The sequence below is a fragment of the Bacteroidia bacterium genome (genome assembly GCA_016218155.1).
In the GTDB taxonomy this organism is placed as follows: domain Bacteria; phylum Bacteroidota; class Bacteroidia; order Bacteroidales; family GWA2-32-17; genus GWA2-32-17.
The window spans coordinates 79,227-103,143 of record JACREQ010000046.1 but is presented as its reverse complement, the minus strand read 5'-3'; the positions used below and the strand labels follow the sequence as shown (position 1 = coordinate 103,143).

The 23,917-nt window shown below is 33.4% G+C and carries 10 protein-coding genes; all 10 read right to left on the bottom strand.

Features of this window, described 5'->3' with window-relative positions:
• Positions 1–2,508, bottom strand: a complete 2,508-nt coding sequence (locus HY951_08670; protein MBI5540118.1) for a tail fiber domain-containing protein — start codon at positions 2,506–2,508, stop codon at positions 1–3.
• Between the two features lie 141 nt (positions 2,509–2,649).
• Positions 2,650–5,421 (bottom strand): tail fiber domain-containing protein, encoded by a 2,772-nt coding sequence (locus HY951_08665; protein MBI5540117.1) that lies wholly within the window; start codon positions 5,419–5,421, stop codon positions 2,650–2,652.
• A 123-nt stretch (positions 5,422–5,544) separates the two neighbouring features.
• Positions 5,545–11,526 carry a tail fiber domain-containing protein gene (locus tag HY951_08660; GenBank protein MBI5540116.1) on the bottom strand — a complete coding sequence of 1,994 codons (5,982 nt, stop codon included), beginning with the start codon at positions 11,524–11,526 and terminating at the stop codon, positions 5,545–5,547.
• Positions 11,527–11,650: 124 nt separating this feature from the next.
• Complete coding sequence (locus HY951_08655; GenBank protein MBI5540115.1) at positions 11,651–15,094, bottom strand: tail fiber domain-containing protein; 3,444 nt, start codon at positions 15,092–15,094, stop codon at positions 11,651–11,653.
• A 136-nt stretch (positions 15,095–15,230) separates the two neighbouring features.
• Positions 15,231–17,426, bottom strand: coding sequence for a tail fiber domain-containing protein (locus tag HY951_08650; GenBank protein MBI5540114.1), 2,196 nt, complete (start codon positions 17,424–17,426; stop codon positions 15,231–15,233).
• A 14-nt stretch (positions 17,427–17,440) separates the two neighbouring features.
• Positions 17,441–17,935, bottom strand: a complete 495-nt coding sequence (locus HY951_08645; protein ID MBI5540113.1) for a T9SS type A sorting domain-containing protein — start codon at positions 17,933–17,935, stop codon at positions 17,441–17,443.
• Between the two features lie 124 nt (positions 17,936–18,059).
• Positions 18,060–20,963 (bottom strand): S8 family serine peptidase, encoded by a 2,904-nt coding sequence (locus HY951_08640; GenBank protein ID MBI5540112.1) that lies wholly within the window; start codon positions 20,961–20,963, stop codon positions 18,060–18,062.
• A gap of 199 nt (positions 20,964–21,162) precedes the next feature.
• The gene (locus tag HY951_08635) at positions 21,163–21,504 is read right to left on the bottom strand and encodes a carboxymuconolactone decarboxylase family protein (protein MBI5540111.1); all 342 of its coding nucleotides are present in this window, start codon (positions 21,502–21,504) and stop codon (positions 21,163–21,165) included.
• A gap of 13 nt (positions 21,505–21,517) precedes the next feature.
• Positions 21,518–22,840, bottom strand: a complete 1,323-nt coding sequence (miaB, locus tag HY951_08630; protein ID MBI5540110.1) for a tRNA (N6-isopentenyl adenosine(37)-C2)-methylthiotransferase MiaB — start codon at positions 22,838–22,840, stop codon at positions 21,518–21,520.
• Positions 22,841–22,901: 61 nt separating this feature from the next.
• Positions 22,902–23,873: an ATP-grasp domain-containing protein gene (locus tag HY951_08625; protein MBI5540109.1), complete on the bottom strand. Its 972-nt coding sequence runs from the start codon at positions 23,871–23,873 to the stop codon at positions 22,902–22,904.
• Positions 23,874–23,917: the final 44 nt, after the last annotated feature.

Here is a 23,917-nt window from a genome sequence, read left to right as displayed (position 1 = left end):
TTATTTTATGTTATTTTCTATTTTTTCAATTCTTTGAATTAGTTTTTCAATTACTATTTTTTGTTCTTCATTTTCTTTTATTAATTTTTCATTTAATTCCTGCACTGCTTTTACTAAAGGGACTGTAAATTCTGCATATCTAAGTCCATAGAAATCATTTTTATTTTTTGGCTTATCAACCCCACTAAAATCAAACCCTAATTCATTAGCAGCTTTTTCAACATCTTGAGCAATAAATCCTGTTTGCAATATATTACCTTTAAAAATTTCAGAATCTTTTATTCTAATTGAATCAGGAGAATTAAAGTAATTTGCTATATTTTCAATATCCAAATGATATGTTACTGGCTCTAATTTTAAAATAAAATCTAGACCTGGTACATTGTTTTTAATATCTTTTTTAAATCTTTTATCTGAAATATTGGACCAATCTGTAAACCCACCAATACTAGTTACATCCCAATTTCCAATACGTACTTGGTTACTAGCTGTTGTCATTGCATTAAATCCTAATGCTGTTGTATTTGATAGTCCATCGGATATTACATTTGAGTTATATCCTAGTGCAGTATTGTAGAAGCCTGTAATGTTCTGGTTTAGAGTACTCGCTCCAACTGAAGTATTATAATAACCACTTGAATTATTATATAAAGAACCAGATCCAATAGCTGTGTTTTGATATCCATTATTATTTACCCAGAGTGCATAAGATCCAAACGCAACATTTGAATAACCATCAAAATTGTTATTCAATGAATAGTTACCAATGGCCAAATTTAGGAATCCGGTATTATTATGTTGCATTGCATTAACTCCAATTGCAATATTGTTTGATCCGGTTGTATTATCTTGTAATGCTTGAAATCCAGTTGCTGTATTAGTTTCACCAGTTGTGTTAGAATATAATGACTTATACCCTTGCGCTGTGTTATAACTACCTGAAGTTGTAGAGTAACCTGTATTGTAACCTATGTAAACATTGTAAAAGCCTATTGTATTTCCGTATCCTGCATGGTCACCAATAAAAACGTTATCATATCCGGAAATATTTGAATAGCCAGATTTATGACCCATAAAAACATTAGAATATCCATTTGTGTTTGCAAAGCCGGTGCTGTTTCCTATGAAAATATTTTTAAAACCTGATGTATTTGAGTATCCCACACTATCTCCAATAAAAATGTTGCTATTTCCAGATAAATTGTTAAATCCTGAGCGATATCCAATAAAATAATTTTTTATACCCGATGTATTACTATAACCACTTTGATAACCAATAAATGAATTGTACTTTCCTGTATTTGCTGTGTTTAATGTTAACTCTTTTCCAGCCTCATGGCCAATAAAATAGTTTTTAGGAGTCATTTGCATATAATTTGCAGTTGGACCACCGTTTAAATCAGAAACACCAAAGCCGGTTAATGAATCACCAGTATGAATTCTAGTGTTGTCAGGAGTGACTCTTAGGTAATTATTTGTTATTGCTTTTGAGTTATTTCTACCACTAACAGCAAATCCTCCACGATTAGATTGTATAGCATCATCGTTAACATATACATTAACGCTGTCTTCGTAAACAACAAAAACTGTTTGTCCTGCTTTATTTTTTACTTCAAAAAGTGGCTCTGTAGCTAAAGCTGTTGCACTTCCCTGAACCACCATTCTGCCCAATGGACTGGTTGTACCAACACCTAATCTTTCGTTTGAATTATCCCATACAAAATTTGTATTTCCACCAAAAGTACCTGAATTATTAAATTGAATTGTTTTATTTAAACCACCGGGTGTTCCAGAATTTAAATCGGTACTACTAATTGTAAAGTTTGGATATGTTCCGCTAATAGTAGTGGCACCACCCTGGGTTAAAGAAACTGTTTGATCAGGTGAAGTATTTGTAATAGTTGTTCCTGTTAAATTTATTCCAGTACCAGCAGTATAAGTTGAATTGTTATCAGTACTTGAAATTGTAAAGTTTGGATATGTTCCAGTAATTGTTGTAGCTCCAGCCTGTGTTAAATTAACAGTTTGATCGGGTGCTGTATTTGTTATAACATTACCTGTAATATCAATGCCACTTCCTGATGTATATGTTTGTCCTGCATTGCCTGATGTTTCGGCATATAATGCATATGGAACGCTCAATAACTGTGTAGTTCCCATATCTAAATAACTTGTTCCACCGGCTGGATCCGCTTCAACTTTAATAAAGTGTGACGATGCTGACCAGTTAATTGAAGAAAATATTCCAGTTACCGGCAAACCTAAACCAACATTTAAGGTCACAATTCCAAATTGATTTGTAACGGAATTATGATTTTCAACATATTCAACAGTTCCTGAAACAGAACCTGAAATAATACTTAATTTAAAATTTACAGATTGAGACTGAAGCACATTCCCACTAGCATCACGAATAACAGCCTGATATTGGAATGATTGAGGAGCTTGTGCGAAAATAAAATCGGTACTAATAAATGTAATTATTAGCAGAAAAAAAACTTTTCTCATTTAAATTTGTGTTAAATTACAAATATGTTATTTAACACAAATTTCGATAAATTCTTCTATATAATAAAATATTGTTGAAAAATAATTCCCATTTAGAAACAAGCTTTAACCAATAATGAACAAAACAGCTTGACCTACAAGCTATTTCTGAGTATTATTTACAATTGATTTTAAATCTTCAATTTGTTTCTTAAGGTCTTCAATTTGTTTCTGTTGCTCTTGCATTGCTTTAATAATTGGAACAACAAATTCTGCATATCGCAACGCATAATGACCATTTGCATTTTTAGGTTTATCAATTCCACTAAAATCAAAATTCAGTTCATTAGCAATTTTCTCAACATCCTGAGCAACAAAGCCTGTATATCTCATATTTTCTTTACCTGAACGTTTTGCATCTTCAATATTAAATTCGTTCCCTAAATGCGACGATAACCCATTAATATCAAGATTATAAGTAACAGGTTTTAATTTTAAAATAAAGTCAAGACCATGAACATCATCTTTTACATTAGTTTTAAATCTTCCATCAGAAAGATTTGACCAACCAACATACCCTCCAATACTAGTCATCCAAACATTTCCAATTACAGCCTGAAAATCGGTTGTTGGTCTTGCTAAATATCCCAGTGCTACAGTACTCCACAAACCACTACCTGCAACAGCTGGTCCTGCATCTTTTCCTACAGCGGTATTTTCATTTCCGGTTGTAACATTATACAGCGAATAATAACCTACTGCTACATTTTCATTCGAATTTTCGCAATTATACAAAGCCATTGGACCTATTGCAAGATTGTAATTACCTGTAGAGTTAGCATAAAGTGAATAAGATCCAAAAGCTGCATTGTTTGATCCAGTGGTATTCTGAACCATCGAACTTTTCCCTACTGAGGTATTTGTATTTCCAGATGTATTAAGACGCATTGCAATATCTCCAATTGCGACATTATCACTTGCGGTGTTATTGTATAATGCAGAATTTCCGATAGCAATATTTCGGGAGCCTGATCCTGAATTATACATAGTACTATGTCCAATAGAGATATTAGCATTTCCGGTTGTATTGGCTCTGGAAGCATTCATACCAACTGCAGTATTATAATTACCGCTTGTATTATTTAACTGTGCTGAAGTTCCAACAGCAGTATTCTCTATACCTGTGGAATTATTATTTAATGCAGAACTACCTATAGCTGTATTATAACTACCTGTTAAATTATTAATTAACGCATAATTACCATATGCCGAATTACTATTCCCTGTTGAATTCATCATTAAAGCACTAAAGCCAGTTCCTAAATTATCATGACCAATTGTATTATACCGCAAAGTACTTTCCCCAATAGCGGTATTCCATTCTCCTGTTGTATTTTCATTTAACGAGAAATTTCCAATTGCAGTATTGTAACTTGCATTACTATGTTGAAGCGCATAAGCACCTATTGCAACATTATAGTCTCCAGATGTATTATTTAAAAGTGCACCTGAACCTAATGCAGTATTATTTAGACCTTCGGTATTCATATATAAGGTGCTAGTTCCAATTGCGGTATTATCTTCACCAATAGTATTACTATACATTGAATATAAACCAAATGCAGAGTTTCTTGACCCTATAGTATTATTATTTAAAGTTCCTTGACCCACTGCTGTATTTTGAGATCCTGAGGTATTTAACATTAAAGTATTACTACCAATAGCAGTATTATTAGTACCAACTGTATTCGAATACATTGCATTATTTCCAACTGCAACATTAGAAGAACCAGATATATTGTTATGAAGTGCAAATGAACCTACTGCTGTATTTAAAGAACCAGTAGTTGTTGAAAAGCCTGTTTCATATCCAATCATAACATTCTGCTGACAACTTGTTAACTGGTAACCAGACCTATATCCCATAATGGTATTATAGATCATATCAGCAGAATTTGTTGCTGCTTCATAACCAATTATAATATTACTGCCACCAATAGTAAGATTTTGACCGGCACGATATCCGATAATAGAATTATTCGAGCCATTTGTTAAACTTGCACCAGCCATATAACCCATAACATTATTATAAATTCCATTTACAATATTCTGTCCTGAACCATGTCCGATAAAATAATTACTAGGATTAAGATGCATATAACTTGTAGAACTAGTACTTCCGATATTCTCAACACCAAAACCTCCGATAGTATCGCCAGTGTAAATTCTTGTAATATCAGGATCAACAGTTAAATAGTTATTTGTAATAGCTTTTGAGCTATTTCTACCGCTAACTGCAAAACCTCCTTTATTTGATTTTGCACCTTCATCTTTAACATAAATATGAACGCTATCGGGATAAACAACAAACACAGTTTGACCAGCTGCATTTTTTACTTCAAATAATGGATCAGTTGGCAGTGCAGTAGCATCGCCTTTAACAACCATTTTACCAATCGGGTTATTAATACCTACACCAACATTTCCTGAATTTGAATTATAAATGTTTGAACCATTTTTAACCCATAATGTATCACCAGAATTTTCAGAGTACAAAGCATATGGAACAGATAATAATTGAGTGGTTCCCATGTCGATGTATCCACTGCCTAAATTGGCTTCTACTTTTAAGTAATGATTTGCACCACCCCAGTTTACTAAAGATAAATCTCCTACTGAAACTACACCATTACCAACCATTAAATTCACAACTCCAAATTGGTTTGTTATACCAACATGAGTTTCCATAAATTCAACATTGCCTGTTGAAGTGCCTGATATAATACTTAATTGAAAACTAACAGATTGATTGCTCAAAACATTTCCCAATGCATCGCGAACAACACACTGGTAATGAAAAGACTGTGGAGATTGAGCTAAAATTAAATTTACAAATGACATACATGTCAAAAAAAGTATAGCTATTTTTTTCATAAAAATTAATTATTATTTAGGTTATTTGTCAAATTTACAATTTTCTTTATTATAAAAAAACCTGAATTAAAATTCAGGTTTTTTTATAATAAAGACTTTAAAATACATCAATAAAGAAATCAATTATTTCTTAGAAACACCTAGATTTGTTTTAAGAATTTCTATTTCTGCTTTTAATTTCTCAAGTTCGTTATTTCTTTTACTTAATTCATTTACCTGATTTTCTATATTGTCAACTTTTGATTTCAAATTACTATTATCAGTTTTCAATTGGATATTATCATTACTCATTTTTTCAATTATAGACTGCTGATCCTTAATAGCATTAATCAACACAGGTATTAAATCAGAATAATTTACTCCAAGAGTTTTTAAACTATCAGCACCTTCAATTACAACTTCAGGAATAACTAACTGCAAATCCTGAGCTATTAGTCCAATCTTATTAGATTTATCAACCGATTCTTTCCAGTTAAATGTAACAGGGTTAAGTTTCATAACATCATTCAAACCATATCTTAAATTTTTAATATTTTCTTTTAATCTACGGTCTGAAGTTTGTATTGTACCATTTGTTGCATATACTGCTGTCCATTTATAAGTAGAAGATCCTAATGTAAATGTATTATTAACAGTAGGTGTTACATTACCGCCTAATCGTAAATCTTTCCATGTAAAAGTACCTCTGTCATATGATTGAATATACCCTATTCCTCCACTATACGCAATTTCTACTCCAGCTCCTGTAGTTGGCCATGTGGCACCGCATGCTCTTAAAGATCCATTAACGTCCAAATCTGTAGCAGGGGCTTTTGAGATTCCAACATTTCCATTTAATTTTAAAATATCATTATCAAACTCACCATAAATAAGTGGATTAACTTCATCGCTTGCACCCTCAATAACTAATTTATTATTTCCTGCTAAAGATAGCTGATTACCAAGAAAAATATTTCCACTGTAGCCTCCGTTACCAGTTACATAACCAATAAAGATATTGTCATCACCAGTATTTGCAACACCTGCACCTTGCCCAACAAAAATATTTCTGTTGCTATTTGTTGCCAAAAGTCCTGCCCAATATCCAATCATAACATTATTTGCTCCATTGTTACCTGCACCAGAAGCCCAACCTAAATAAGTATTTCCATCACCTGTTAAGTTTGCCGCACCAGCCGAACTTCCCATAAATAAATTATAACCTCCAGTTGTATTACTTCTTCCTGCCTGACTTCCGATAAAAATATTATTACTAGCTGTATTATTTGCTCCGGCGCTATCTCCTATACAAACTAAAGAACTTCCAGAAGCATTTTTATATCCGGCCTGATCTCCAATAAAAACATTTTTATACCCATCAGTATTATAATAACCTGTTCTATATCCAAGAAAAATATTTTTTATACCAGTTGTATTATTATAACCACTTTCAGTTCCTATAAATGAGTTATTAGCTGCAGTAGTATTATAAAAACCAGATCTATATCCTAAAAATATATTATTTGCTGAATTATTATAATATCCGCTATATGAACCAATGGATATTGAATTAGAACTTTTATCTGCTGAATATCCGCTTCTTGAACCTATAATTACACAATCATCAGTACTATCTGCATTATAGCCACCATAATATCCAAAAAACACATTATTATTACCTAATGTAGCTAAATACCCTGAATAAAAACCTAACAACGAGTTATAATTTCCTGTAACATTTGCCGACCCAGACGATGCTCCAATAAATGTATTTCTTACACCAGTTAAATTACTATAACCAGCATGATCTCCCATAAAAGTATTACTATAGCCTGTTGTATTAGCCCGTCCGGAATAATAACCAAAGAATGAATTATAATAACCATTTGTATTACTATAACCGGCATCTTCACCCATAAAAGTGTTGCTATACCCAATAGAATTTGCATAACCCGCACTTTTTCCTACAAAAACATTATTTACTCCTGTAGTATTACTGTAACCTGCATTATAACCTAAAAACACACCATCGGTTCCACCTGTATTTGAATATCCTGATTTATAACCAAGGAAAACATTATTATCACCGCTTGTAGTAGACCTACCAGACATGTAACCCATAAAAGAATTATATACTCCAGTGTTTAAAATACTTTTACCTGCCTCGTGTCCAATAAAATAATTTCTCGGTGTCAGTTGCAAGTATGAAGTTTTGGAAGAAGTTCCAATATTTCTTACTCCAAAACCTTTAATTGTATCTCCTGTATAAATTCTGGTACTATCAGGAGTAACTTTAAGAAAATTATGAGTCAATCCTTTTGAACTATTTCTGCCACTAACAGCAAACCCTCCTCTGTTAGATTGTATAACATCATCATTAACAAAAACATTTACACTATCAGGATAAACAACAAAAACTGTCTGACCAGCTGCATTTTTCACTTCAAATAGAGGTTCAGTAGCAGAAGCAGTTGCACTTCCCTGAACAACCATTCTACCAGCTGGATTGGATAGACCTACACCAAGTCTTTCATTTGAATTATCCCACATTAAATTTGCATTTCCAGCAAAAGTTCCAGAATTATTAAATTGAATCGTTTTGTTTAAACCGCCAGGAGTTCCAGCATTATTATCTGAAACTGGCAACCATGATGTACCATTCCATCCGAGTACCTGACCTGATGAAGGTGCTGTACTTGAAACATTTCTTGATTGTAACTGATTAGCATTCCATAAAGCCGTTGTTGTATTTGCATTAATTGTACTTCCTGAAACTGTAATACCGGTTCCTGAGCTGTATGTTGTATTTAAATCTGTATTAGGAGCCCAATTAGCACCATTAAATTTTAAAACTTGTCCATTAGTTGCTGCCATTGAATTTAGTTTTGCTGCAGTAACATTTCCATCTGCAATTTTTACTGTTGTTACAGCATTATTTGCAATTGTTAACGCACTTGCACCAGTAACATCTCCTGTATGAGTAACATTTGGACTAGCATTAGTAACTGTAAAACTAGGATAAGTTCCGGTAACTGACATTCCGGTACCTGCAGATATTGTTACAGTTTGATTAGGAGATGTATTTGTTATAACACCACCCGAAATTTGAATCCCTGTTCCAGCTGTATATGTACCTGCTGGTCCTACAAGCGAAGTACCAGTTCCCCAAACACCAGCAGTCTTAGGTCCAAAAATCGTATTAGTTATTGTATTAATGTAAAAATCGCCATTTACACCCTGTGTTGTTGGATTTGAAGTACCATTTAACACTGTGTAACCATTTGTACCATTTGTTCCATTTGTTCCATTTGTTCCGGCAACACCTTGTGGACCGACTATTGATGTTCCGGTTCCCCATACTCCGGCAGTTTTAGGACCAAATATTGTGCTTGATGTTGTATTAATATAAAAATCGCCATTTACACCCTGAGTAGTAGGATTTACTGTACCACTTAAAACAGTAAAACCATTTGTGCCATTTGTACCATTTGTGCCATTTGTACCTGCAATACCCTGAGGTCCCACTAATGAAGTTCCACTTCCCCATACTCCTGCTGTTTTAGGTCCAAACAATGTGCTTGTTGTTGTATTAATATAAAAATCGCCATTTACACCTTGAGTTGTTGGATTTACAGTCCCATTTAAAACAGAATAACCATTTGTTCCGTTAGTACCGTTTGTGCCATTTGTTCCATTTGTTCCAGCAACACCCTGAGGACCAACTAACGTAACCCCAACTCCCCAAACACCAGCAGTTTTAGGTCCAAATATTTTATTAGTTGAAGTATTAATATAAAAATCACCATTTATTCCTTGAGTTGTAGGATCAACAGTTCCATTTAATATAGTCTTACCATCTGTGCCATTTGTTCCGGCGGTACCCTGTGGCCCAGCTGGTGCTTGAAATTCAACCCAATGCGATGGATCTAAATATGGTTGAGTTGTAGAAGGTGTAACTGCTGTCTGACAAATCCACATTGAATTTACAGATGCACTACCTGTAGAACGATCAAAAACATAGTCACCATTTACATAATTTGTACCACTTAACCAATTACCCTTATTTGTAAGACCAGTACCGGCAGGACCTTGAATCCCCTGAATACCTTGAGGTCCTATTAATGATGTTCCGGTTCCCCATGCTCCAGCTGCTTTTGGTCCAAATAATGTACTTGTTGATGTATTTATATAAAAATCGCCATTTACACCCTGAGTTGTTGGGTTGGAAGTGCCATTCAAAACAGAATAACCATTAGTTCCGTTTGATCCATTTGTACCATTTATTCCGTTTGTACCATTTGTGCCAGCTATTCCTTGAGGTCCTATTAATGAAGTTCCGCTACCCCAAATACCAGCTGTTTTAGGGCCAAATATTGTGTTAGTTGTTGTATTAATGTAAAAATCACCATTTACTCCCTGAGTTGTTGGATTTACTGTACCATTAATTACAGATGTTCCGTTAATACCGTTAGTTCCATTTATTCCATTAGTACCAGCTATACCCTGAGGTCCAATTAAAGAAGTTCCGGTACCCCAAACACCTGCAGTTTTAGGACCAAATATTGTGTTAGTTGTTGTATTAATATAAAAATCACCATTTACACCTTGTGTTGTTGGGTTTAACGTTCCATTTAAAATCGAATATCCATTTGTTCCATTTGTACCGTTAATTCCATTTGTACCATTTGTACCGGCCAACCCTTGAGGTCCAATTATTGATACACCACTACCCCAAACACCTGCAGTTTTAGGACCAAATATTGTGTTAGTTGTTGTATTAATATAAAAATCACCATTTACACCTTGTGTTGTTGGGTTTACAGTCCCGCTTAAAACAGAATTTCCATTTGTTCCATTACTACCATTTAAACCATTTGTACCATTTGTTCCATTTAACCCATCCTGTGAAATCATTTGCCATGCAGAACCATTATAAATATAAGATTTCTTATCTGTTGAATTATAATAAGCCTGATTTAATGTAGGACTACCAGGGGCTGCGGCATATGTTCCCAGCCATGAAATAGAGATACCGTTTATTCCGGGATTTCCTTGTAAACCTTGAGTTCCCTGCAATCCCTGAATTCCCTGCAAACCCTGTGTTCCATCCTGAGAAATTATTTGCCATGATGATCCATTATAAACATATGATTTACCTAAAGTAGAATTATAATATGCATCGTTTAACAAAGGTGAAGATGGCGCAACTGTTAATGTTCCAATCCAATTTAGTGAAATACCATTTTGCCCAGCAGTTCCTGCGACTCCTTGAAGCCCTTGAATACCCTGTACTCCCTGTAAACCTTGAATTCCTTGATTACCCTGCAAACCCTGAATTCCCTGTAAGCCCTGAGCTCCATCCTGTGCGATTAATTGCCACGAAGTTCCATCATAGATATATGATTTTCCATCAGTTGAGTTATAATAACCTTGATTAAGTAAAGGTAAAGACGGAGCTGAAGCAAAAGTTCCTAACCATTCTATAGAAATTCCATCATTACCCTGAAGACCATCATTACCCTGAATTCCCTGAAGACCTTGAGGACCCTGTATTCCCTGAATTCCTTGAGCTCCATCCTTTGAAATAATTTGCCATTGTGAGCCATCATAAATATAAGATATACCATCAACTGAATTATAATATCCATCATTTAATGAAGGAGAAGAAGGTGGAGATGAATAAGTTCCCTGCCAATTCACAGAAACACCATTAACTCCGCCATTTCCAGCAGTCTTTGCATAAAGTGCATAAGGAACACTCAATAACTGAGTTGTTCCCATATCAATAAAACTAGAGCCTCCGGTTGGATCTGCTTCTACTTTTAAAAAATGTAAGGCATTTCCCCAATCAATGATAGTAAAATCACCGCTAACTTGTGTTCCGGTTCCAATTGAAATTGAAACCAACCCAAATGAATTAGTAGTTACTAATTGAGTTTCTACATACATTAAATTTCCAGTTGGACTACCAGACAAAATACTCAGCTGGAAATTAACAGGCTGATTAACAATAGCAGCACCGCTTAAATCACGAACCACACATTGATATTGAAATGATTGTGGTGTTTGCGCAAAAACAGTTGCACAAAGCATTAGACTAATAAATAATACAATAAATTGTTTCATATACAGTTACGTTTTCTGATTTTTAAATTCTATTTAAAATGTGACTTAAAATTAAATTATTATAAATTTTAAAGCAAATAAAACTAAGTATTATTCAAATACCTATATATTTTTTAAAAGGCAATTATTTATTCAAAACAATCTTTTCAAGAGCTTCTATTCTCTTTTGAAGGTCATTATTTATTTGCATAAGCTCCTGATTTTTTGCATTTAATTCTTGCACTGCTTTAACTAAAGGAACTGTAAATAATGAATATGCTACACTATAATTATCATTATCATTTTCAGGTATATGTAATCCATTAAAATTATAACCACATTCTTTGGCAGCAACTTCAATTTCCTGAGCAATAAAACCTGTTTGTCGAACACTTGATGATGAAGTATAATCTTTTTTACTCATTAAATCTTCCCTTAAGCTATCACTCATATCTTTCATTAAAAAAGCATCAAATTTACGAGTATCGAAATTGTAAACAATTGGTCTTAGTTTAGTAATAAAATCAAGTCCTTTTACTTCCTCGGTAACATTATTTTTAAATCTTCCGTCTGATGGCCATGTATATGCTACCTGACCTTCGATTACTGTAGTTGAAGCATCACCAATTCTTACTTTATTACTCTGATTTATAACTGTATTTGCACCCAAAGCTGTTGAATTATTATAATTTCCATTATAAAATGCAGCATAACCTAATGCAGTATTATTAATACCTGTTGTATTACTTCTTAATGCTGCAGCACCGTTTGCTGTATTATTACTTCCTGTATTATTCTGTAAAGCACTTGAACCAGTAGCAATATTACCACTACCAGTAACATTTGAATAAAGTGCAAGGTTACCAATTGCTGTATTATCATTACCGGTAGTATTGTTTGCTAAAGCATATGAACCAACAGCAGTTGTAAAACTGGCAATAGTATTATCATATAAAGCCTGATAACCAATTGCAGTATTTTGAGAACCAGATGTATTGCTATAACCTGCTTGATACCCAATAAATGCATCATAAGATGCTGATGTGCTATAACCTGCACCAAATCCAACGAAAACATTATTACTTCCGGTAGAATTAAATCCAGCATCATAACCCATAAAAGCATTATTAGAGCCAGATGTATTATATCCAGTACGATATCCCATAAAAGTATTATTAGACCCTGAAGAATTATAACCTGTTAAATATCCAAGTGCAGAATTATTACTTGAAGCAGTCCCTAATCTTAATACTGCAGCCCCAACAGCTGTATTCTGGCTACCTGTTATGTTATTTTGTAATGAACTTGAACCAATTGCGATATTATCAATTCCTGTTGTATTTGCAAATAACACCATATTACCAACTGCAGTATTATCATTTCCTATTGTATTATTGTATAATGCATAAGACCCCATTGCTGTATTATAATCACCTGTAGTATTATGGTTTAATGTCATATATCCATTGGCTGTATTTTGATTTCCATCAATATTAGAAAAACCCGACTGATGTCCAATGAATGAATTAAATGTACCTATAGTATTATTTTTACCAGTTTCATAACCCAGAAATAAGTTATTACTTGCTGTGTTATTATAACCTGTATTATACCCAAGAAAAACATTATAACTCCCTGCAATATTGGCAAAACCACTTTGATAACCAATAAATGAATTATATTTTCCAGTAGTAGTACTATTTCCAGCATCATGGCCAATAAAATAATTTTTTGGGGTCATTTGCATATAACTATTATCAGATGTTGTTCCAATATTTTGAACACCAAAGCCAGCTAAAGTATCTCCGGTATATACTCTTGTATAATCTGGATCAACATAAAGAAAATCATGAGTTAGAGCTTTTGAATTATTTCTACCACTTACAGCAAAACCTCCTTTATTTGATTTTGCACCGGTATCTTTTACGTAAATATGGACACTATCAGGATAAACAACAAAAACAGTCTGACCTGCAGCATTCTTAACTTCAAATAAAGGATCCGTTGGTAGTGCAGATGCATCACCTTTTACTACCATTTTACCTACTGGGTTATTTATTCCAACTCCAACATTACCTGTATTATTATTATAAATATGGTTACCGTTTACACTCCATACACTATTTAAAGTATTTCCGCTTAAACTTAATCCACTTCCAACTGAAGATATTAATGGATTTTCCCAATACACAAATGTATTTGGGCTAGTTCCCCTTACAGTAAGAACTTGTCCAGCAACACCATGACTTCCTGCATAATCACGAATATGCCCCCAAAATAAATCAAAGTAATTAGCATTATTAGTACCCAATCCAATAATATTTGCGCCTGTTATACTTTGATTGTTCATTAAAATACTACTTGTTCCAGCACTATTACCATTTGTTAAGGTCTGTGCCAAAGTTTGTGTCGAACTAAAGACTGTACCAGTCAATCCCAATCCGGTACCTGCTGTATATGTAGTATTATTATCAGTACTTGAGATTGTAAAATTTGGATAAGTTCCAGTAATAGTTGTAGCTCCACCCTGAGTTAAAGAGACAGTCTGATCGGGAGCAGTGTTTGATATGGTTGTACCAGTTACATTTATACCTGTTCCTGCAGAATAAGCAGTATTATTATCAGTAGCAGGAGCCCAGCTAGTCCCATTATACTTTAACACCTGACCACTTGTTGCTGACATATTGTTAAGTTTTGCAGCAGTCACATTTCCATCTGCAATTTTGGATGTTGTTACTGCATTGTTCGCAATAGTTAAAGCACCAGAACCTGTAACATCTCCGGTATGAGTTGCATTTGGGCTTGAATTTGTAACAGTAAAAGACGGGTATGCTCCTGTAACCCCTATCCCTGTTCCACTACCTAATGTTATTGTCTGATCTGGTGCTGTATTTGAGAAAGTTGTACCTATTAAATTCAATCCGGAACCAGCAGTATATGTAGTATTATTGTCAGTACTTGAAATCGTAAAATTCGGATACGTTCCAGTAACTGAAGTAGAACCTGAACCTGATAAATTCAGAATCTGATCAGGTTGAGTATTTGTTACAGTAAAATTAGGATATACACCTGTAATGCTTGCACCTGAACCTGAATTTAGGACAACTATTTGATCAGGAGCTGTATTTGCAACAACATTGCCTGTAATATCTATACCATTTCCGGCAGTATAAGTTTGACCTGCATTACCGGCTGTCTCAGCATAAAGCGCATAAGGTATGCTTAATAATTGTGTAGTACCCATATCAATATAGCTTGTACCACCAGTTGGATCTGCTTCAACTTTAATAAAATGTAAGTTACCACCCCAATTTATTGATGCAAAGACACCTGTTACAGGAGTACCTAAACCAACAGAAAGAGTAACTATTCCAAATTGATTCGTTACAGTATTATGAGTTTCAACATACTCAACGGTTCCCGAAACAGAACCTGAAATTATACTTAATTGAAAATTTACAGACTGCGACTGCAATGCATTTCCACTTACATCGCGAACTACTGCCTGATATTGAAAAGTTTTTGGAGCTTGAGCAAATGTCGCATATGTGATTAAAAAACTGACAAATAACAAAGTGATCTTTTTCATAGTTTAAGATAGATTATATATAATCTTCAAAAATATAAAATAAAAAAATCAGAGTCAAGCTATTCGTCAAAATGAAACAAAATCTTTTTGAATATATTACACTTAATAATTTAACAACTTGAAAAAAAAATAAGTTTTATTGTTTTAAAATCTTTAAATTATTTATTTCTGATTTTAGTTCTGCATTATCTTTTGATAATTTATCTATCATAACTTTCAATTCTTTTATTGCATTTACCTGTGCTATTATGATAGAATGAATATCCAGATTAAGATAACCGTCTTTTTCAGACACCGCTTCAGGAAAAACTTTTTGAACATCTTGCGCACTAAATCCATAAAAATCTATTTCAGTCTCTTTAATTTTAAAAAGATTATCTTTTTTATACCTATAAATAATTGGGTTTAGTTTACAAATTTCATTTAGTCCTTTGTTATAACTACCTTTAACATCTTTCAAACGAATATCTGAAGTTATTGTCCATGTAGCAGATCCTGGCTTAGCTGCAGAATTCATAGCAAGTTGTAATTGATAAACTGGTACAGATATTCCAATTCCAACATTACCGTTTTTAAGAACCGTAACTGCATTTGAACGAGCAACAGAATTAGAACCATTTCCTAATACAAAAAGAGGGTCAGTAGAAATCCAATTTGATAAATCTCCAGAAATTTCATTATACCTTCCAAACACCAATGAATACGCTGCCTGAGCAGTAGTATAGTATCCAGTTGAAAACGCATGATCTCCCGTAGAACTATTAAATTGACCAATAGCCATTGATTCAGTACCGGAAGCATTGTTTAAATCACCAACAGCAGTTGCATGAATTCCTGTAACTGAATTTTCAGTGCCAATTGCAAAACTTGCAATATTAGTTGAGTTATTCCAAGCACCAATTGAAAATGATAGAAGCTCCCTTGAATGATTATAACTTCCAACACTAAAGCTTTGCTGTCCTGAACTTGTATTATCATAACCTATAGCAAATGCTCCTAAATAAGTGGTAGAATCATTTGTACCAATAGCAAAAGATCCGTTACCAATTGCAGTAGATCCCATACCAATAGCAAAGGCACTGTTTCCAGAAGCAACAGTAGGATAATTAAAAACCTGCCCACTTAAATCTCTTCTCCACGATCCGATAGCAAAACTACCATCTCCTAATGCCTGAGAACCTGTTCCAAAAGAGAATGATGCAGATCCATTAGCTAAAGCAGAATCGCCCATTGCATATGCATTAAAATTATTAGCAGTTGCATACTTTCCAAAAGCAAATGAATTTGCATAACCTGCATTTGCAAAACGACCTATTGCAGTTGAAAATGCCCCTCTCGCACGGGATTTAAATCCTAATGCCTGCGACCAATTTCCAATTGCTTTTGATTCGAAACCTGAAGCAAAAGAATTTAAGCCAACACTATCCTTATTTTCAACTAGAACTCTGCCAGTAAGAAATGCTTCTTTGGTTGGATACCATAAAATTCTTGGCTGACTTGGATTTATTATTTCGTTTGTATCAACACTTACATTTAAATAGTCCTTTAATCCACCTGAATTAATACCCATAACTGCAAAGCCATCTCTTGCAGCATCTTCATTTAAATATATTCTTGTTTTATCAGGAGTTACCTTAAGATAATTGTGAGTAATTGATTTAGAACTATTTCTACCACTAACTGCAAAACCTCCACGATTTGACTGAATTGCATCATCGTTTACAAACACATTTACACTATCCTGATAAACAACAAATACCGTTTGACCTGCTGAATTCTTTACTTCGAATAATGGATCTGTAGCTAAAGCAGAAGAACTACCCTGAACTACCATTCTACCATTAGGGTTATTTACTCCAACTCCAACATTACCTGAATTATTATTATGAATATTATTTCCAGATTTTGACCAGACAGTATCACCTGCATTTCCTGATGTTTCAGAATACAACGCATATGGAACACTTAATAATTGTGTAGTACCCATATCTAAATAATTTGTACCTCCAGTTGGATCAGCTTCTACTTTAATAAAGTGTGGCAATGTTGACCAGTTAATTGAAGCAAATATTCCTGTAACAGGCAAACCATTCCCTACCGCAAGATTTACAACACCAACTGTATTTGTTGTTGCTAAGTGAGTTTCAACATATTCAACAGTCCCCGAAACAGAACCAGATATTATACTCAACCTAAAATTAACTGATTGCGAAACTATTGCATTACCACTAGCATTTCTAACTACTGCTTGATATTGGAAAGATAATGGTGATTGAGCGTTTGAGCAATAAAATAGCAGTCCTGCTATTATTGCAAGAAATACTTTTTTCATAAAAAAGGAATAAATTATTTTTTAGCGATACGGAAAATCTTGGTGTACTGATAGTTTTTGTCTCTTACTTCTAAAAGATAATTAGAAGAAGCCAATTGCGACATATTTACAGAAATCTTATCTTGAGAAGATTCACAAGTTTGCTCAGAAATCTTTTTACCAGCTAAATCGAATAAAGTAATATAAAGCGTATTATCTTTATCTGTTGTCCAGTCAATTACGATATAGTCTGTTGCAGGATTTGGGAAAACATTTACATCAAAATCCTGAATAGTTTGTGTTGTTATTGCAACCACATCATAACTCGGTTGTTGAAAACCCTGAGTTAATGTAGTTCCGCTATTAGTAGCTGTAGCAATTACTGGTTCGCCTAATGTCCAGCTAACTGAATAACCTCCATTTTGAGTATAACCACCTGAAGAAGCTATTACCTGTGGCGTAATCTGCTGCGCATCAATAGTGTATAATGCAAATATGCTAACTATTAGTGTAAGTGTAATTCTTTTCATTTCAAACTTTTATTAATATTTTATCAAAAATATTTCAATTTAACTTACAAAGCAAATTATTAATCAAAATTTTGATAAAAAAGTTGGTTAAATAACACCAACTTTTTTATCAAAATCATACATATTACTCAATTACAAACTTATGAACAGCTTGTTCATTCTTAGAATTAATCTTTGCTATATATATTCCTTTAGCAAAATTCGAAAAATCAAAATTTAAAATCTGACCTAAGTTAATATCAGTATTTGCAGAACTGATTTCCTTTCCAAAAATATCATATACTACAATACTTATTTTTCCCTGTAAGTTTCCAAAATTAATTGAGATATTACCATTTGAAGGATTTGGATATAATAATGTTGATTCGACATCATTATCATTTTTAGGAACAGAAACATTAGTATCCCATTTAAAAATTCCACTTGTAGTAGCATTCTGACTAAATCCTCCTGCCCAGCCTGTATAATCATCCATAAATTCTACAGAAATATATTGAACAGCTGTATCTACGACTGTCCATGTTGTGCCATAATCTAAACTATAAGAGCTATTATAATTTGCTGCACTACTTGCTCCTCCATCAGTTCCTACAGAATAATATTTACCAGGAAGATTAGGTACTGCACAAATATCACTTTTACCCATTCCAACACCTGGTGTTACTGTATTCCAGGTTGCACCTCCATCATTTGTAACTTTCATTGTAAGAGTTGTTATTGCACCGGTACTTGTATTATAAACAATTTGCTGTGCAATTCCATTATTCTCATTATTAAAAGTAATTTTCTGAACATCTGTTAATCCCGGAGTAAGAACTGTCCATGTTAAACCTTTGTCAGTTGATTTAAATATTCTTCCTTTATTAGTTCCAAACCATGACACATTTCCAAATGCATCGTAAACACCAGTCCAACCCATTTCTCCAGATAAAGCAACAGGAATATTTGCAGATGGAACAGCTGTCCATGTAAGACCTCCATCACTTGTTGTATAAATTTCAAATACATTGCTAACTGGATCACCCATGCAATATCCTTCCAACTCGTTATAAAAATGGGCAATATTTAAAAAGCTAGCCGAATTTGAAAACATTGCAGTTGTTCCTTGTCCTGTCCATGTTGTTCCACCATCTGTTGTAATATACACTTTACCACCAGCACCTGTTGTTGGATACATTCCAACCCATGCTTTCTGATCAGTCATTGCAACAATATTTGAAGGAGCAAAAGATCCTGTTACATTAATAGTTCCTGGAGTCCATGTTGTGCCAGCATTTGTTGTTCTTGTATATTCCTTAACTGCAGCACCAGTTGTACCATCAATGGCAGTAGACCAGGCTATTGAATCACTCACTATACTAATATTATATGCACCTCTGTACAATTGTGCAAAACCACTAGCTTGCTCTATCCATGCACTATTTGCAGGTTGTTGAACTGTAATAAATGCAGTTTTTATTTCAGTGCTACTATTTGTACCATCAGTTACTGTTAGTGTTACTGTATATTGACCGGGAGTATTATATTGAATATTTTGTGGGTTCTGAACTGTTGATGTTAATGTATTAGATCCCGGGAAAGACCAGGACCATCCAGTAATTGTACCAACTGATAAATCTGTAAAATTTGCAAACCCACCTGCATTAATAAAATTACCACTACAAGTAAAGTTAGCAACTACAGGAGATATGCTATCCTGCACCATTGTTACGGCTGCAAATGCATTTATTCTACCGGCACCAACCATTCCCTGATGAGCTGCATCCTGAAGTGATTCAATGTTAGTACATGTTGCTTTTAAATATTGTTCTACTTTATCAGGAGTTAATGTAGGATCAACAGATAACATTAAACCACAAAGTCCGGCTGCAATAGGACATGCCATTGAAGTTCCCTGCATTTTACCATAAGTATTAGGAGAAGTTGTGCTATAAACTGAGTTATTTAATATCATATCCATAAGTCCACCATCATTCTGGTAGCCACCAGGAGCCATAACATCTATCCATGTACCGAATTCAGAGAATGAAGCAGCTTTATCATTACCATTTGTTGCGCCTACTGAAATAACATGATTACAAGCTGCTGGATATCCTATATAATTCACATTGTTAGGATCCTCATCACCAGCTCCATTATTACCTGCTGCTGCAACAAGCACACAGCCTTTATTGTATGCATAATCAACAATCATTTGCATAGTTGCAAAAAAACCAGGACCACCAAAAGACATACTTAAAATATCTGCACCGTTATCTGCTGCCCATGTGATTCCTTCATACATGGAAGATACACCTTGTCCACCATCTGCATCCTTACCTGCTTTAATTGCAATAATGCTACAATCAAATCCGATTGAAGCTGTACCTGTTGAGTTATTTGTTTGAGCACCTACCAAACCCGAGGTGTGTGTTCCGTGTGACCATATAGTTGATGTTGCAGGAGGAGCTGTATTTGCATCACCATCAGCTAAATCTATTGACGATACTACTTTATTCACTAAATCAGGATGAGTAGTATTTATAGCATTATCAATAACAGCTATTTTTATTGTTGCACTTCCATGTGTTACATCCCAAGCAGTTGTTGCATTTATTTTATCCAAATGCCAACGGTTACCAACTGTAGCATAATTTGCATCATTCGGAGTAAAACTTATACGATAATAAGGTGCTTTCTCAGCATACTCAATTTCAGGATTCTGCTCTATGGCTTTAATTAATTCATTTACTTCTGTTTTATTAGCAAACTCAATCATAAAAATCCGATGAAGACTTGGATCAGTAGTTTGCCAGAATGTATTTCTCATTGAAGTAATCTGAAACTCATCTTTCAAGCCTCTTAAGAAATTAACATTATCAACTAATACTTTTCCCATTTTAATTGAAAAATTCATGGGAGCATCGTTTTTAAATTTGACATAAATGCGTCCATCAACTGCATTTGCATCAACAGTTTGTGCAACTAAAACAAAATTACTTGAAAAGAAGCACAATAAAATCAGAATTAAGTTTTTAAATGTTCTCATTATAATAGCTTTAGGTAAATAAAAATAAAATTTATTGGTGTTACTAATATGGTAATTAATTTTTAAATTCTCTATATTATTATATATACTTTATTATTACACCATTTTTTTAATTAAGGCCTCTAATTAAATCTACTAACCTTAATTACAATACATTACAAACTAATAAATTAAATCTCAATAAAAAAACTTATAAACATTAACAGCTTAATTCTTCCCAATATTCAACTGCTCTTCTTGTATGAGGAATAACTATTGTACCACCAACCAGGTTTGCAACAGACAATATTTCAAAAAGTTCTTCAGTAGTAACTTTTAATTCGTAACATTTTTCTAAATGATATTTTACACAATCATCACATCTAAGAACTAAAGAGCTTACCAAACCAAGCATTTCTTTTGTTTTAGAAGATAAAACACCTTCCTGATAAGCAAGAGTATCTACACTGTAAATACGTTTTATCACCTTATTATCCGAAGCAAGAATTTTATCGTTCATACGCTTACGATATTCCCTAAAGTCATTTACAAGTTTTGACATAGTATTTAAACTTTTAAATCAGTTTACCAATTAATGTTCCTGAAGTGCACTTAATCACCTCTACCATAACAAATTCACCAGGCTGATTAGTTTTTGATGGAAAAACAATTACTTTGTTCTGTGAATTTCTGCCTACCAATTCTTCTTTAGATTTTTTTGAAAATCCTTCAATTAACACTTCATACTTTTTACCAACGTCAATTTGTTTTGAATCCTTACTCAGTTTTCTTTGTAATTCAATTACATCATTTAACCTTCGCACTTTAATTTCTTCAGGCACATCATCTTTCATATTTTTTGAAGCATATGTACCTGGACGTTCAGAATATTTAAACATAAAAGCAAAATCATAACAAATCAATTCCATTAATGATAATGTTTCTTTGTGATCTTCTTCTGTTTCTCCACAAAATCCAACCATTATATCAGTTGAAATTGCACAATCAAGAACTATTCTTTTTATTGAATTAATTCTATCAAGGTACCAGTCTCTGCTATAACCTCTGTTCATTCTTGTTAATGTATTTGTACTTCCAGACTGTACAGGCAAATGAATACTTTTACAAATATTATCGTACTTTGCCATTACTTCAAGAACACTATCACTTAAATCTTTAGGATGGTTAGTGCTAAACCGAATTCTAATTTTCGGGTAAGTTACAGCAACAATTTCAAGTAAATTCGAAAATGATGTGTCAACATCAGATTCATCAGAATAATTAAAAGAGTCAACATTCTGCCCAATTAAAGTTACTTCCTTATATCCTTTTTTTATCAAATCGCCAACTTCATTAATAATCGTATCAGGCTTTCTGCTTCGTTCAACACCTCTAACATAAGGCACAATACAATACGAGCACATATTCTGACACCCACGCATAATCGAAACAAAAGCCGACACACCATTACTATCATATCTTACAGGCGAAATATCTGCATAAGTTTCCTCCTGAGAAAGATATACATTTACAGCTTTCTGACCTGTTTCAGCGTTTTCTAACAGCTTTGGCAAATCGCGATAACTATCAGGACCTACAACTATATCAACAACTTTTTCATTTTCTAAAAGATCTTCTTTTAGCCTTTCAGCCATACAACCAAGAACGCCCACAACAATATGTGGCGATTTTTTCTTTAAAAGCCTGAACACATTCAACCTGCCATGTACTCTTTGTTCTGCATTTTCGCGGATACTACAAGTATTTACAAGAATTACATCAGCTTCTTCTGCATTTTCAGTGTGAATATAATCAGAACTTTTGAGTATTGATGCTACAATTTCACTATCAGAAACATTCATCTGACAGCCATAAGTTTCAATATAGAATTTTTTCATTTATTATTATTCAAGAAATACAAATATAATAACTTTGATTTAAGTGATATTTGTTATGATATCAACTTAGTTGACGACGGTTGAAAGCACTTTTTAAAATTAAGTCGGTAAATATAGCATGACCTTTTTCTTCGGCAAATAATATTTCATCAGCACTTGAAGGATCTTCCTTTGGGAAATAAATACTACAGTTAGGATTAATCTCCAGCATATACAACTCTCCCATAGCATTCATTCTTATATCACAACGTGCATATCCGGTACACTGCAATGTTTTAAACATATTTAAAGACATTTTTTTTATATCTGCAGAAACTTTTTCATTTAAAACAGGAGTATACTTCATTGAAATATGACTTTTCCATTTCAAATCAAAATGCTTAAATGATTCACCCTTTGGAAAAATTATTTGCATAGGATTAAAAACAATTGGATTATTTCCAAATAAAGGATTTTCCACAACAAGTGCAGTAAATTCATATCCTGAAATATATTCTTCAACCATAGCACTACCAAATAATCCAACTATTTTATTTATTTGTAACTCTAATTCTTCTTTGTTATTTACCACAGAATCTTTTGTCATTCCAATACTATTATAACTATTAAAATGTTTAACAATCATTGGAAAACTTAATTCATTTAGTAAATAATTCATTTTGCTAATGTCGTTAACAATAATACCCTTAGGAATATTTATGCCTGCTCTTATGCAGGCATTTTTCATTTCTAATCTTGAAGGCTCGTAACAACTAGAGTTTGCACCTGTAAATGCAACTTTCGCTTTCTCAAGTTCGCGAACAATTTCTAAACCCGGTCTATTTTCCCCATTTGCACCATCACATAAATTCAAAAAAACATCAAATTGTTTATTTAAAAGTGTTTTTAGCTGTTCAATACTTTTATCAAAAGAAATAAAATGCTGTTCACAATTATGCTCATTTAAATAAGGCAAAGGGTTTGCAACAGGCTCGTATTTACTAATCGAAGAGCTTAAATTATTATTATCTACAGTTAAGATACATATATTCATTTTACAAATATAATTAATTAGAAAATAACTCATCTATAATTAAC

What these genes read in the sequence shown, in the direction of transcription:
- HY951_08670 (MBI5540118.1), bottom strand. Translation starts at nt 2,508, where the DNA reads ATGAGAAAAGTTTTTTTTCTGCTAATAATTACATTTATTAGTACCGAT.
- HY951_08665 (MBI5540117.1), bottom strand. Translation starts at nt 5,421, where the DNA reads ATGAAAAAAATAGCTATACTTTTTTTGACATGTATGTCATTTGTAAAT.
- HY951_08660 (MBI5540116.1), bottom strand. Translation starts at nt 11,526, where the DNA reads ATGAAACAATTTATTGTATTATTTATTAGTCTAATGCTTTGTGCAACT.
- HY951_08655 (MBI5540115.1), bottom strand. Translation starts at nt 15,094, where the DNA reads ATGAAAAAGATCACTTTGTTATTTGTCAGTTTTTTAATCACATATGCG.
- HY951_08650 (MBI5540114.1), bottom strand. Translation starts at nt 17,426, where the DNA reads ATGAAAAAAGTATTTCTTGCAATAATAGCAGGACTGCTATTTTATTGC.
- HY951_08645 (MBI5540113.1), bottom strand. Translation starts at nt 17,935, where the DNA reads ATGAAAAGAATTACACTTACACTAATAGTTAGCATATTTGCATTATAC.
- HY951_08640 (MBI5540112.1), bottom strand. Translation starts at nt 20,963, where the DNA reads ATGAGAACATTTAAAAACTTAATTCTGATTTTATTGTGCTTCTTTTCA.
- HY951_08635 (MBI5540111.1), bottom strand. Translation starts at nt 21,504, where the DNA reads ATGTCAAAACTTGTAAATGACTTTAGGGAATATCGTAAGCGTATGAAC.
- miaB (MBI5540110.1), bottom strand. Translation starts at nt 22,840, where the DNA reads ATGAAAAAATTCTATATTGAAACTTATGGCTGTCAGATGAATGTTTCT.
- HY951_08625 (MBI5540109.1), bottom strand. Translation starts at nt 23,873, where the DNA reads ATGAATATATGTATCTTAACTGTAGATAATAATAATTTAAGCTCTTCG.